We start from the raw sequence: 13,881 nt of genomic DNA, 5'->3' as shown, positions 1-13,881 counted from the left end.
CATGGCCGTGGCAGCACTGGAGCAGGAGGAGATCGCGGACCGGCTGCACGAGTTGCCGGGCTGGACGCTGGACGGCGACCGGCTGGCCCGTTCCTACCGGCTCGGCTCGCACTTCGCGGCGACCGCGATGGTCGTGCACATCGCGCAGGTGCAGGAGGAGCTGGGCCACCATGCGGAGCTGACGCTCGGCTACAACACCGTCAGCCTGACGGTGAACACCCACAGCATCGGCGGAGCCGTCACCGCACTCGACTTCCGCCTGGCCCATCGCGTCGAGGAACTGGCCCCGGTGCACGGCGCCCACTGACCCGGCCCCGCGGGCGGCCGGGTGCCGCCGCGCGGCCGGTGCGCGTCGGCGCGGGTGCCGTGCCGGCCGCGCGCTCCGCCGTCGAGCCGTGCACGCCGGGCCGGTCGAGCCGGCATGGACCTCGGGGAACAGCGGCGGCGGGCCCATGAAGGGTGCCGGACGCTGTGCTGCCCTGGCCCGGTGGCCCGGTGGCCCGGTGATCCGGCGACCGAGGGGCCGGGGCGGGCGGGCGGAGGTGCGGGGTCGTGTGCGGAGGATCCCCCGCACACGACCCCGCCGGTGCCTGGCTAGTTGTTGTTGACGAACTGCTGGGCCAACTGGTTGCCGAGGGTCACCGCGGCGGAGTGGCTCTCGATGGGCGAGACCTGCGAGTTCTTGAAGAGGATGTACGTCACGCCGGACTCCGCGCCGCCGGTCTCCGGGTCCGGGTCGATGCCGAGCGCCGAGGCGGTGGCGTACGACGCCTCGCCGATGATCGCGGTCGGGCCGGTGTCGCCGACCACCGCGTACTCGACCTTGTTGTTGTAGATCACGGCCACCACGCCGCCGCCCTTGATCCCGGCGTTCTGGTAGTTCCAGGTGCTGCTGGCGCTCGGCACCACCACGTAGGGCAGTCGGGCGGCGGTCAGGGGCTGGTCGTCGGAGGTGTGGAAGGCGGTGTCGTCCTGGAACCAGGGGTCGGTGTCGCCGTTGCACTCCGAGGTGACCTGGCCGTCGCAGTCGATGTCCATGTCGGCCTTCCAGAACACCGCGCCGTTCGCACCGCAGACGGGGATCGTGGCGCTGGTCTCCTCGTCGGTGCGGTACTTGCCGTTGGAGATCTGGTTGCAGCCGGACACCTTGGCCAGCAGGGCGGAGGCGCTGACCGAGCCCTCGTACACGGCCGGGGCGGCGTGCGTGCCGGAGCCCGCGGGGGCCGGGGCGGCGAGCGCGGGGAGCGCGGCCGCGGAGAGCAGGGCGGCGCCGGCGGCCGCGGCGAGCGTGAGGGTGCGAGCACGCATCTGTGGGGGACCCTTCTGTTAGGAAAGTTTCCTTACGGGGCCCGCCCAATCTGGCGTGCTGAACATGACCGCGTCAAGACTTCCGGCGTGTCATCGTCGGGCACACGGCAAAGGCCGCCTCCGCACCCCCCGGGCGCGGCGGCGGCCCTCGCCGTGGACGGCCTCGATCAGGTCATGTTCATCGTCGCCGGGTTGCCACCCAGGCGGCGGTTCTCGTTCAGCGCGCTGATCGCCCCGAGGTCCTCCTGGTCCAGCTCGAAGCTGAAGACGTCGATGTTCTCCCTGATCCGGGACGGGGTCACCGACTTCGGGATGACGACGTTGCCGATCTGCACGTGCCAGCGCAGCACGATCTGGGCCGGCGTCCTGCCGTGCTTCTGGGCTATCGCGGAGAGCGCGGGGACCTCCAGCAGGCCCTTGCCCTGGCCGAGCGGTGACCACGCCTCGGTGGCGATGCCCTGCTCCCCGTGGAACGCGCGCGCCTCGCGCTGCTGGAACTGCGGGTGCAGCTCGATCTGGTTGACGGCCGGGATGATGGACGTCTCGTCGAACAGCCGCTGAAGGTGCTCCGGCAGGAAGTTGGAGACGCCGATCGACTTGGCGCGGCCCTCCGCGTGGATCTTCTCAAGGGCCTTGTAGCTCTCGACGTACTTGTCCTGGGACGGCACCGGCCAGTGGATCAGGTACAGGTCGACGTAGTCCAGCCCCAGCTTCTTCAGGGAGGTGTCGAACGCGCGCAGCGCGGAGTCGTACCCCTGGTCGCCGTTCCACAGCTTGGTGGTGACGAAGAGCTCGTCGCGGGGGATGCCGGACTCGGCGATGGCACGGCCGGTGCCCGCCTCGTTGCCGTACACGGCCGCCGTGTCGATACTGCGGTACCCGGCCTCCAGCGCCGTGCCCACCGCGCGCACGGCCTCGTCGTCGGGCACCTGCCAGACACCGAAACCGAGCTGGGGCATCTCTGCGCCGTTGTTAAGGATGATCGGGGGGACCTTGCTCACGAGCTTTCGATCCTTCGGTCGTCGGTTGGGTACACCCATTTTCAACGATCACGCCCGGCGGTGCATTCCTGGGGTGGGTGCGACCACGGCGGGGGCGGCTTCCGGCCACCGCGAGGGCGGGCGCCGACGGCCACGGCGAAGCGCTCGGGGGCAAAGGGCCCGGACGGCAGGCCGCTCGGCACGGCGCATGCTCGGCACGTGCGGGTTCAGGCGTGGTACAGCGCCTCGACCTCGGCCGCGTACGTCTGCTCGATCGCCTTGCGCTTCAGCTTCAGGGACGGCGTCAGCAGGCCGTGTTCCTCGGTGAACTGGTGGGCGAGGATCCGGAAGGTGCGGATCGACTCGGCCTGCGACACCAGGGTGTTGGCGGCCACCACGGCCCGCCGCACCTCGGTCTCCAGGTCCGGGTCGCGGACCAGGTCCGTCGGCGCGGGCATCGACTTGCCGCGCATGCCAAGCCAGTGCTCCACGGCCTCGCCGTCCAGCGTGACCAGCGCCGCGATGTACGGCCGGTCGTTGCCGACCACGATGCACTGGGCGATCAGCGGATGCTCGCGCACCCGCTCCTCCAACTGCGAGGGCTGCACGCTCTTGCCGCTCGAGGTGACCAGGATCTCCTTCTTGCGGCCGGTGATCGTGAGGTAGCCGTCCTCGTCGAGCGTGCCCAGGTCACCGGTGGCCAGCCAGCCGTCGTGCAGGGTCTCGTCGGTCGCCTTGGGGTCGTTGAGGTACCCCTCGAAGACGTGTCCGCCGCGCAGCCACACCTCGCCGTCGTCCGCGATGTGCACCGTGGTGCCCGGAATCGCCTTGCCCACCGTGCCGAAACGGGTCTGCTCGGGCGGGTTGGCGGTGGCGGCCGCGGTGGACTCCGTCAGGCCGTAGCCCTCGTAGATCGTGACACCCGCGCCGGCGAAGAACAGGCCGAGCCGCCTGTCCATCCCCGAGCCGCCGGACATCGCGTGCCGCACCCGGCCGCCCAGCGCGTCGCGCACCTTCGAGTAGACCAGTTTGTCGAAGACCTGGTGCTGCATCCGCAGGGCCGCGGACGGCCCGGGGCCGGTGCGGAAGGCCCTCGCCTCCATCGCGTCCGCATACCGCACCGCCACCTCGACGGCCTTGTCGAACGGCCCGGTCCTGCCCTCCCGCTCGGCCTTGCGGCGGGCCGCGTTGAAGACCTTCTCGAAGATGTACGGCACGGCCAGGACGAACGTCGGCCGGAACGCCGCCAGGTCGGGCAGCAGGGCAGTCGCGCTCAGGTTCGGCTGGTGCGCGAGCTTCACCCCGCCGCGGACCGCCGCCACCTCCACCATCCGCCCGAAGACGTGCGCGAGCGGCAGGAAGAGCAGGGTGGCCGACTGCTCGTTGCGCCTGGAGCGGAACACCGGCGCCCAGCGCTCGACCACGGTGTCCGCCTCGAACATGAAGTTCGCGTGGCTGATCACACACCCCTTGGGGCGGCCGGTGGTACCGGAGGTGTAGATCACGGTGGCGATCGAGTCGGAGGTGACGGCGCGCCGGTGCCGGTGCACCACGTCGTCGTCCAGGTGCGCCCCGGTGTCGTACAGTTCCTGCACGGCGCCCGCGTCAAGCTGCCACAGGCGGCGCAACTGCGGCAGCCGGCCTATGACGGAGCCGATCGTCATCGCGTGGTCCTCGTGCTCGACCATCGCCGCGGACACCTGCGCGTCGTGCAGCATCCAGCAGACCTGCTCGGCCGACGACGTCGGATAGATGGGCACCACCTGGGCGCCGATCGTCCACAGGGCGAAGTCGAACAGCGTCCACTCGTAGCGGGTGCGGCACATGATCGCCACGCGGTCGCCGAACCTGACGCCCTGCGCCAGCAGCCCCTTGGCGAGGGCGAGCACCTCGTCGCGGAACTCGGCCGCGGTCACGTTGTTCCAGCGGCCGTCCTCGTCCTTGCGGCCCAGGACGACGCGCTGCGGATCACCTTGGGCATGGTCGAAGACGACGTCGGCCAGACCGCCTTTGGGCGGTGACGACGACACATCCAGGGGAGGAGAGGTGAACTCGCGCAATGGTGCTCCTTGTGGCGCTCCGCACAGCGCGGGTGACGGTACCCCACCGCGGGCCCCGACGGGAGGGGCGGCCTGCCGCGGGGCCCGCGGGGTACGCACGGGTCAGCGGGGCTAAATCCGGCCACAAGGGGAACGGTGGGACAGAATCACTTACGGCACCGTAAGTTTCGGGTCCGCAATCTCCACCGAATCTGTACCAGCCGGTCACGGCCCCGTCGTCCCGATGCCGGCTCAGAAACCGGCCGCGGCCGGATCCTGTGCACCCGGCGCGTCCTGTGCCGCCTGACCGTCCTGCGCAGCCTGCGCCCGGACGGTGCGCCCCGGCCGCCGGCTCCGCAGCAGCACCAGGACCAGCGCGCCCGCCACCACCGCTGTCGCACCCGCCGCCTGTGCCGCGGTGTCCAGCCCCGAGGCGAAGGCGGCCCGCAGCACCCGCTCGGGCAGCTCCCCGCGCAGTGCCCGGGCACCACCGCCCGCCAGCGCCCGGGCCGCCGCGTCCGGCAGTGCCTCACGCATCCGCGCGGTCAGCACCGTGCCGTAGACGGCGACACCGAGCGCGTACCCCAACTGCCGGAAGGTGTTGACCGCGCCCCCCGCCATGCCCGCACGCTCCTGCGGCACCGCGGCCAGGGCGGCACCCGCGATCGCCGGAGCCACCAGCCCCGTACCGAAGCCGACCAGCACCAGGCCGGGAACCAGCGCCGCCCAGGAGTCCCCCGCGTCCAGCACCGCCTGGCAGAACCCGCCGACCCCGACCAACAGCAGCCCGCCCCCGATGGTCAGCCGCGCGGGCACGCCGTGCAGCAGCCGGCCGCCCACCGCCGCCACCACGAAGGAGGCCACCGACAGCGGCACCATCACCAGACCACCGCGCACCGGCGACATGCCCAGCACCGTCTGGAGCCAGATGGACGTGTACGGCAGCACACCGAACGCCGCACCGTTGAACGCCAGCGCGCCCACCATCGCCCCCAGGAAGGCCGGTCTGCGGAACAGCGCGGGGTCCAGCAGCGGGTGCGCCGCCCTGCGCTGCACCACGGCGAAGCAGCCCAGCGCCACCACGGCCAGCGCGAAGGCGGACAGGGTGTGCGCCGACGTCCAGCCGACCGCACCGGCCCGCACCACCCCGTACGTCAGCGCCGCCGCGAACAGGGCGAACGTCGCCGTGCCCGCCCAGTCGATGCCGCGCCCCCGCGGCGCCCGCGACTCCGGTACCACGCGCAGCGACATCCACACCGCCGCCACGCTCACCGGCAGGTTCACCAGGAAGATCCACCGCCAGCCCGGGCCCTGGGTCAGCACGCCGCCAAGTACCGGACCCACCGCGGCCGCCGCCCCGCTGACCGCGCCCCACACCCCGAGCGCGACCGAGCGGTCGCGGCCCTCGTACACCGAGCCGAGCAACGGCAGCGTCGTCGCCAGCATCGCAGCCCCGCCCGCGCCCTGCACCGCACGGGCGGCCACCAGGGCACCGGGCCCCGGCGCGAGACCGCACGCCAGCGAGGCCGCCGCGAAGACCACGACGCCCGCCACGTGGACACGGCGCCGGCCCAGGATGTCCGCGGCCGCGCCGACGCCCAGCAGCAGCGCGGCCAGTGCCAGCGCATAGCCGTCGAGCACCCACTGCAGATCGCTGAGCGAGGCGTGCAGCGCCCGCGCCATGTCGGGCAGCGCCACCACACAGATCGTCACGTCCACCAGCAGCATGAACGTGCTGAGACAGACCGCCGTCAGCGGCCCCCATCCACGCATGAACCCCTCCTCGCGCCCCGCGGCGCCTCGCACGGCGGCCACGGTCTCCTGGACCGTACGATCGGCGACGGGCGGACGGACGCACCCGCCGGGCGCCCCGAAGGCGCCGGAATCCGACGCGAGCACGGGGGCAGCGCATGGAAACCGACATCCTCGGCGGCCCGGGCGGTGCCCGCAGGACCGCCGGCGGCCCGCCCGGTGCGCACCAGGCCGCGGGGCCCGCGTCCCGTCGGGCCCCCTCCCACGCCTGCGACACCCTCGACAGGAAACTGCTGCACGCCCTCGACCTCGACGCCCGTGCCCCCTTCAGCCGGATCGCCACCGTGCTCGGCGTCTCCGACCAGACCGTCGCCCGGCGCTACCGGCGGCTGCGCGCCACGGCACGGTTGAGAGTGGTCGCCGTCCGCGACCCGCACCTGCTCGGCCAGCCGCAGTGGACCCTGCGGCTGCGCTGCGCGCCGGAGGCCGCGGAGGCCATCGCCGAGGCGCTGGCCCGCCGGTCCGACACCGTCTGGGTCGCGCTGGCCTCGGGAGGCACCGAGGTCACCCTGCACGTACGGCCGCGCAGCCGCGGTGAGGAGCAGGACCTGCTCCTCGGCCGGCTGCCGCGCACCCCGCGGATCGTCGAGATACGCGCCCAGCAGGTGCTGCACCGCTTCTTCGGCGGGCCGTCGGGCTGGACCCGCAAGACCGGTGCGCTCAGTGCCGCGCAGGCCGCCGCGCTGACCCCGCCGCCGGTCGTGCCGCCCGGGCCCGCGCGCATCACGCCCGACGAGGAGCCGCTGGTCGCCGCGTTGGAGCGGGACGGCCGCGGCACCCTGCCCGAGCTGCAACGCGCGACCGGCAGGACCGAGTCCTGGGTCAAGCGGCGGCTCGCCGCACTGCTCGCCTCCGGCGCGATCTACCTGGACGTCGAGTACGACACGGACGCGCTGGGCTACCAGTGCGCGTTCCTGCTCTCGCTCACCACCGCGCCCAGCGCACTCGACGGCGTGGGCCGCGCGCTCGCCGGCCATCCGGAGATCGCCTACGCGGTCGCCACCACGGGCCCGGCCAATCTGATGGCGGTCGCCGTCACCACCGACACGGCCAGCTTCTACCACTACGTCAGCACCCGGCTGGGCGCGTTGGAGGGCGTGCAGCACGTGGAGACGGCCCCCTTCATGTCACGCGTGAAGCAACTCACGTACCCGGTGCCGAGGTAGCCCCCCGGCCGGACCAGCCGGGAGGCGGGCAGAACCGGGAGGGCGGGGCAGGCGGAACAGCCGGAACAGCCGGAACAGCCGGCGCCGACACGGCGGACACGGCAGACACAGCAGACAGGGCAGCCGGGGCAGCCGGGGGCGCGGGGAAACGCCGGGGCACCCACCCGTGTCCCCGCCTCCCGGTAGAGTCGGAAAAGATCGGACAAGTACGGTGCCCGGCAGGGGAGTTCGGGTGCCGCGGGGGAACGGGGACGCTCATGCCGGTGGAGACCATCGCGACGGCCGCGGGACTGCTCGGCAAGGTCGTCGCCAAGCCGCTGGGCGACGCGGCCCTGCGCAAGGAGGCGGTGCTGCGCATCCTGAAGACGCTGCGCCTCGACCCCCACACCCCGCCCGGCGACTTCGACAGCCTCTACGCCCTCACCCTCATCGAATACTGCACCGGACGCCCCGCACCCGTCCTCGCCTTCTTCCGCGACACCCACATCCAGGAGGCGTTCCGCCGCTCGTTCGCCGACGACGACTGGTCACGGCTGGCCCGCGAGGCCCGCGAGGCCCTGCAACGCAACCGCGAGACCGGCGAGTTCGGGCACCCGGACCACGGCTTCCTCTCCCATGTCGACGGCTTCACCACCGCCTTCCAGCACCTCGTCGACCGCAGCAGGGCACCCCATGAGACCCGCCTGGAGCAGAAGGTCGACGCACTCCTCGAACAGGTGAGCAGGACCCGGGACGAAGAGGAGATGCACCGCGTCCGCACCGAACCCGGCCGCGCCGAGCTCAGCCCCGCCGGGCGCCTGACGGGTGACGTACGGGACTGGTTCGCCGTCGTGGGCTACGAGATCCGCAGGACCTGGCGCGAGCCGGACGGCAGCATGGCCCTCCTCGTCGACGTGCCGCAGCGCAAGCCCGGACGCTTCGACCGCACGGTGGTGCTCTGCGTCGACGGCGAACTGGCCCCGCACCACATGCGGCTGCTCGACCGCCTCACCGAGCGGGAGCAGGCGGCCGAGGGCTGGGGCCTCGCCCGGCTGCGGGTCAGCGCGGCGGCCCGGCGCAGGGCCGACGACAGCGGGGACCGCCTCTTCTGCTACTCCTTCGACGAACTGATCGACATGGAGGCGGACTTCGAGCCGTACGTGACCTGGATCGAGGAGGAGGTGCGCCGCCTCGGCATCGACACGCGCTACATCCCCCTGTCCTGCCGCAAGGAGGAGATAGACCCGGCGACCGGGCAGGCCATCGACACCAGCCTCTACGACTGGCGCGACGGCGGCCTGGACGACTACGTGGCGGGCTGGCTCCAGGAACCCGCCAAGCACCACCTGTCGCTGCTGGGCGAGTTCGGGATGGGCAAGTCGTGGTTCGCGCTGCACCTGGCGGGCGAGATGGCCCGCGGCTGGCGCGACGCCAAGCGCCGGGGCGTCCCGAGGCCCCGCATCCCACTGGTCATCCCCCTTCGCGACTACGCCAAGCAGACCTCCGTACAGGCCCTGCTCTCCGACTTCTTCTTCAACAAGCACAAGATCAACCTGCGCAGCTACGACGTCTTCCGCGTCCTGAACCGCATGGGCCGCCTGCTCCTCGTCTTCGACGGCTTCGACGAGATGGCGGCACGCACCGACCGCAACACGGTGGTCGCCAACTTCTGGGAGCTCGCGCACGCCGTGGAGCCGGGCGCCAAGGTGCTGCTGAGCAGCCGCACCGAGCACTTCCGCGACGCACAGGAGGCGCGCACCCTCTTCAGCGGCAAGGCGAGTGCCTCCGCCTCCCAGGCCGTGGTGCCCGGCGAGGGACCCACCTTCGAGATCATCGAACTGGTCCGCTTCGACGACGAGCAGATCGAGCGGATGCTCGGCCATGTGCTCGGCCGGGACAAGGTGCGGGTGGTGATGGGCCATCCCGACGTACGCGAGCTGATGGGCCGTCCGGTGATGTCCGAGCTGGTCATCGACGCGCTGCCGGAGATCGAGGGCGGGGCCGAGGTCGACCTCGCGCGGATCTACCTGTACGCGATCCAGCGGAAGATGGACCGCGACGTCAAGGCGGAACGCACCTTCACCTCCCGCGCGGACAAGCTGTTCTTCCTGTGCGAGGTGGCCTGGGAGATGCTCAGCAGCAACCGCCTCACCCTCAACTACCGGGATTTTCCCGACCGTCTGCGGTCCTGTTTCGGCGCCGCCGTGGAGAGCTCCAAGGACCTGGACTTCTGGGAGCAGGACATGCGGGGCCAGGGAATGCTGGTGCGCAACGCCGAGGGCGACTACGGCCCGTCGCACAAGTCGCTGCTGGAGTTCCTGGTCGCGTACAAGTTCGCCGCCGAACTCGGGCTGCTGGACGGTGACTTCCTGCACATGATCCCGGGCGCAGGTGACCGGGCCGGGGCGGAGTCCACGTGGTCCGGGTACTTCGCCGCACGTGGGGCGGACGGATCCCTGCCGGCGCTGGGACGGCTGGTGGCGGAGCCCGTGGAGACCCTCGGCGGCACGTTCGGCGCCCTCGAACTGAACGAGACCGTGTACCAGTTCCTGGCGGCGATGGCACGCGAGTTCGGCGACCACCGGGCCCGGCTGCTCGAAACCGCGTCGGCGACGGCGGGCCGCCCGGAGGCGGCCGTGGCCGGACTGGCGGGCAACTGCCTGAACCTGGTCGTGGCGGCCGGCGGCGATCTCGCGGGCGCGCGTCTGGCCGGGGTGGACCTGGGCGGGTTCGAGCCCGGTTTCTTCCGGCCGTACGTCTCCCTCGGCAACGCGGACCTGCGGGGCAGCGGCCTGACCCGGGCCCGGCTGCGCGACACCGACCTGGCGGGCGCCGATCTGACGGGGGCCGCGCTGCCCCGCGAGGACCTGCTGCGCGACACCCGCTTCGGGGAGTGGCTGATGCACCCCTCCGGTGCCGTGGTGGTCCAGACGCGCGGCGCCGTCCTCCACTGGCCGGACGGCGACGTGTCCGCCCGGCCGCGGACCATCCCCCTCACCGGGACCCCGCCCGACGCCTATCAGGGGCCCTGCATCGACCTGCGGGACACCGCGACGTGGTGGTACTGGGACGGGTCGGGCGGCCATGTGGTCGAGGCCGCGACCGGGCGACTCGTCGGCGAGACGGCCGCCGTGCCCGGCCGCCCCTTCCTGTGGCAGGGGCGGATCGTCCTGGCGGACTGGAACCTCGCGACCGAGACGCTCCAGCTCTACGACGAGGACACGGGCGAGATGCTGGCCGGCTTCTCGTCGGACTTCTCCTCGGAGCTCGGGCCGGACTGGGCGCACCGGTCCGCCTACTACCTGGCCAGCGTCTGGGGCGCCTGCATCATGTCGGTGGAGGACTCCGCCGTGCGGTTCCGCGTCTGCACCGGTGACACCGGCGCGCCCTGGCAGACGCGGGCGGAGATGACCGTACCGGGCGGGGCGGGGATCCGCTCCAGCAGGTTCTACGGCGGGGACAGCCTCCTGGTGTCGGTGGACGGCCGCTTCGTCGCGGCCGTGGACTCCTGCGCGGACCAGGACGCCCTGCTGGTGCCGGAGGGGCTGGCCGTGCCGGGCGTCGACGCCGAGGAGGTGGTCGACTTCTGCTTCCGTGCCGCCACCGGCATGGCCGTCCTCGCGTCCGAGAAGTCCCTCGTCTCCTGGGACCTCGCCGCGGGCGCCACCACCCCCACCTGGCAGGTGCCCGCGCCGGTCAGCGGTGTCGACTCCCTCCTGGCGTCCGTGGACGGATCGCGCCTGGGCGTCCTGACCCGCATGGGGGAGTTCCTCGTCCACGACTTCCGCAGCGGCGAGGTGCTTTCCAGGACCATGCTCACCACCCGCTTCAACGGCACCCGCATCTCCCGCGACAGCGGACTCACCGACGCCGAGCTGGACGCGATCTCCCGCGCCGGCGGTGCCGCCGTCGGCTGACGGCCGCGACCGCCGCACCGACGCCTTCCGGGGCGCCGCGGCCGCCGGGGCGCCGCGCACCACCCGGGCGCCGCGCACCACCCGGGCGCGGCGGCTGCCTGCACCTGCGCCCGTCAGCGCGCCGCCCGGTGCAGCCGGTCCCCGCCGGAGAGGATCGCCGCCGCCAGCGCGTCCGCGGCGCCCCGGGAAGCGTCGGCGCGGCGGCCGTGCAGGAGGGCGAAGTCGACCTCGCCCAGGTCCGGCAGGCCCGCACGGTCCGGGACCAGGGCCAGGCCCGGAGGGACGAGGCCGCGGGAGTGGGCCATCACACCCAGGCCCGCACGGGCCGCGGCGATCAGGCCGTTGAGGCTGCCGCTGGTACAGGCGATGCGCCAGGGCCTGCCCTGGCGCTCCAGCGCTTCCAGGGCACGGGCGCGGGTGATGCCGGGCTGCGGGTAGAGGATGAGCGGAACCGGCCGGTCCGGGTCGAGGCGCAGCCGCTCGGCACCGATCCACACCAGCCGGTCGTGCCAGACCGTCTCGCCGCGCGGGCCGCCCGGCCGCCGCTTGGCCAGCACCAGGTCCAGCTTGCCCGCGGCCAACTGCTCGTGCAGTGTGCCGGACAGCTCCACCGTCAGTTCCAGGTCGACCTCGGGATGCTCGTGCCGGAACGCCTCCAGGATGTCGGTCAGCCGGGTCATCACGAAGTCCTCCGACGCACCGAAGCGGAGCCGGCCGCGCAGCCGGGTACCCGCGAAGAACGCCGTCGCCTGGTCGTGCACCTCCAGGATGCGGCGGGCGAAGCCCAGCATCGCCTCGCCGTCCTCGGTCAGCTCCACGGCATGGGTGTCCCGCAGGAACAACTGCCGCCCGGCCGCCGCCTCCAGGCGCCTGACGTGCTGGCTGACCGTGGACTGGCGCAGCCCGAGCCGCCGCGCGGCCCGGGTGAAGCTAAGGGTCTGGGCCACCGCGAGGAACGTACGCAACTGAGAGGGGTCGTACACGGCACGACCTTAGATCGTCCGCGCCGGCCCCGGCGATCGGGGGCGCGTCTCCCGGCCTGCCCGCCGCACCCCCCGCCCGGTGCCCCCGCGGTGTGCCCGCGCGGACCTGCCGACGTCCGGGAAGCGCCGTCTCGACCGGGCCCCGGGCCCCGGTTACCCTCGACGCCATGAAGAAGCAGCCCGGACGCACACGGCGGCGCCACGTCGACACCAGCCGTGTCCGGCACGCTTCCTGTCGCCGTCGGACCTGAGCGCGCGCTCCTGCGAGCGGCCGCCCCGCCGGCTCCCCGGTGCCGTGCGTGCCCCGCCCCGCGCCCGCCCTTCGCGGCCGGCGGCGCCCTGGCCGGTACGGCCTCGGCCACCGCGGCCGCCCCCGCCCCTCGGCAGGCGCCCCGCCACGCCCGGTGTGATCGGCGATCCCACCTCACCCGCTGCCCAAGGAGTACGCCCGTGACCACCCCGCCCCCCGCCGGCGACGCCGCGCACCGCATCGCCGACGCGTCCGAGGCCCTGGCCGCGGCCGCCGCGCTCGCCGAGGACTTCCGCGCCGAGGCGGCCGAGCGCGACGCCGAACGGCGCCTGCCGGGCCCCGAACTGGAGCGCCTGTCGGCGAGCGGTCTGCTCGGCATCACCGTGCCGGCCGAACACGGCGGGGCCGGCGCCGGCGCCCGGACCCTGTCCGAGGTGATGCGGCTGCTGGCGACGGGCGACCCCAGCATCGCGCAGATCCCCCAGAGCCACTTCGTCTACCTGAACGTGCTGCGCCGCCAGGGCACCCCCGAGCAGCAGCGGTTCTTCTACGCCGAGGCACTGGCCGGACGCCGCTTCGGCAACGCCCAGTCGGAGGCCGGCACCAAGCACGTGCAGGACATCCGCACTCGCCTCACGCTCCGCCCGGATGGGTCGTACCGCCTCGACGGACTCAAGCACTACGCCACCGGCGCACTGTTCGCGCACTGGATACCCGTACTCGCCCGCCTCGCCGACGACACCCTGCACGTCGCCTACGTGCCGCGTGACGCGCCGGGCCTGACCGTGGTCGACGACTGGGACGGCATGGGCCAGCGCACCACAGCGAGCGGCAGCGTTCGCCTGGAGGCGGTGGCCGTGCCCGCGGACCGCGTGGTGCCGCACCACCTCACCTTCCGGGGCCCGCAACTGCACGGCGCGCTGGCCCAACTGCTGCACACCGCCATCGACGTGGGGATCGCGGAGACGGCCAGGTCCGAGGCGGTCGACTTCGTGCGGACCAAGAGCCGCCCCTGGTTCGAGAGCGGCTACGAGACGGCGGCCGAGGACCCGCTGCTCATCCAGCAGTTCGGAGAGCAGGACGTCCAGTTGCGCGCCGCCCTCGCGCTGCTGCGCACCGCCGCCGACGCGGTGGACGCCGCCTCCGCCGACCTCACCGACACCACCGCCGCCGAGGCATCGCTCGCGGTGGCCGCCGCCAAGGCGTACGCGGCCCGGGTCGCGGTGGACGCGGGCAGCGCGCTCTTCGAACTCGGCGGCACCCGCTCCGCGCTGGACTCGCTGCGCCTGCACCGGCACTGGCGCGACGCCCGGACCCACACCCTGCACGACCCCGCGCGCTGGAAGGTGCAGCACCTCGGGCGGCACGTGCTGAACGGCACCCTGCCGCCCCGGCACGGCCTGCTCTGACCCTCCGCCGCCGCGCCGCCGCGCCGCCGCGCCGCCGC

9 protein-coding genes are annotated in these 13,881 nt (G+C 73.2%); 4 read left to right on the top strand and 5 right to left on the bottom strand.

Annotated elements, in window-relative coordinates; all coding sequences use genetic code 11:
• The first annotated feature begins 1 nt into the window (after position 1).
• Positions 2 to 307, top strand: a complete 306-nt coding sequence (locus tag IE313_RS33490) for a 4a-hydroxytetrahydrobiopterin dehydratase (protein ID WP_189938981.1) — start codon at positions 2 to 4, stop codon at positions 305 to 307.
• A gap of 287 nt (positions 308 to 594) precedes the next feature.
• On the opposite strand, the gene IE313_RS33485 is transcribed toward IE313_RS33490, so the two are convergent.
• The 4 genes from IE313_RS33485 to IE313_RS33470 form a co-directional block, all read right to left on the bottom strand.
• Positions 595 to 1,308, bottom strand: coding sequence for a glycoside hydrolase family 75 protein (locus tag IE313_RS33485; protein WP_189938979.1), 714 nt, complete (start codon positions 1,306 to 1,308; stop codon positions 595 to 597).
• Between the two features lie 167 nt (positions 1,309 to 1,475).
• Positions 1,476 to 2,348 carry an aldo/keto reductase gene (locus IE313_RS33480; protein ID WP_189938978.1) on the bottom strand — a complete coding sequence of 291 codons (873 nt, stop codon included), beginning with the start codon at positions 2,346 to 2,348 and terminating at the stop codon, positions 1,476 to 1,478.
• Between the two features lie 167 nt (positions 2,349 to 2,515).
• Positions 2,516 to 4,348, bottom strand: a complete 1,833-nt coding sequence (locus IE313_RS33475; protein ID WP_189938975.1) for an AMP-dependent synthetase/ligase — start codon at positions 4,346 to 4,348, stop codon at positions 2,516 to 2,518.
• A gap of 231 nt (positions 4,349 to 4,579) precedes the next feature.
• Positions 4,580 to 6,100, bottom strand: coding sequence for an MFS transporter (locus IE313_RS33470; RefSeq protein WP_189938973.1), 1,521 nt, complete (start codon positions 6,098 to 6,100; stop codon positions 4,580 to 4,582).
• A gap of 137 nt (positions 6,101 to 6,237) precedes the next feature.
• Between IE313_RS33470 and IE313_RS33465 the strand changes: the two genes are divergently transcribed.
• Together IE313_RS33465 and IE313_RS33460 are read left to right on the top strand one after the other, a co-directional pair.
• Complete coding sequence (locus IE313_RS33465; RefSeq protein WP_189938971.1) at positions 6,238 to 7,305, top strand: Lrp/AsnC family transcriptional regulator; 1,068 nt, start codon at positions 6,238 to 6,240, stop codon at positions 7,303 to 7,305.
• A 263-nt stretch (positions 7,306 to 7,568) separates the two neighbouring features.
• Positions 7,569 to 11,201 (top strand): NACHT domain-containing protein, encoded by a 3,633-nt coding sequence (locus tag IE313_RS33460; RefSeq protein ID WP_189938969.1) that lies wholly within the window; start codon positions 7,569 to 7,571, stop codon positions 11,199 to 11,201.
• Between the two features lie 113 nt (positions 11,202 to 11,314).
• Here the strand turns inward: IE313_RS33460 and IE313_RS33455 are convergent, their stop codons facing one another.
• Positions 11,315 to 12,184, bottom strand: coding sequence for a LysR substrate-binding domain-containing protein (locus IE313_RS33455; RefSeq protein ID WP_189938967.1), 870 nt, complete (start codon positions 12,182 to 12,184; stop codon positions 11,315 to 11,317).
• A gap of 450 nt (positions 12,185 to 12,634) precedes the next feature.
• Here IE313_RS33455 and IE313_RS33450 point away from each other — a divergent pair, with 450 nt between their 5' ends.
• Positions 12,635 to 13,843, top strand: coding sequence for an SfnB family sulfur acquisition oxidoreductase (locus IE313_RS33450; protein ID WP_189938965.1), 1,209 nt, complete (start codon positions 12,635 to 12,637; stop codon positions 13,841 to 13,843).
• Positions 13,844 to 13,881 lie beyond the last annotated feature (38 nt).

It is taken from the genome of Streptomyces sulfonofaciens (assembly GCF_014656295.1).
GTDB lineage: Bacteria > Actinomycetota > Actinomycetes > Streptomycetales > Streptomycetaceae > Streptomyces > Streptomyces sulfonofaciens.
Note: the sequence above shows the minus strand (reverse complement) of the source record. Positions and strands in the feature narration are given on the sequence as shown.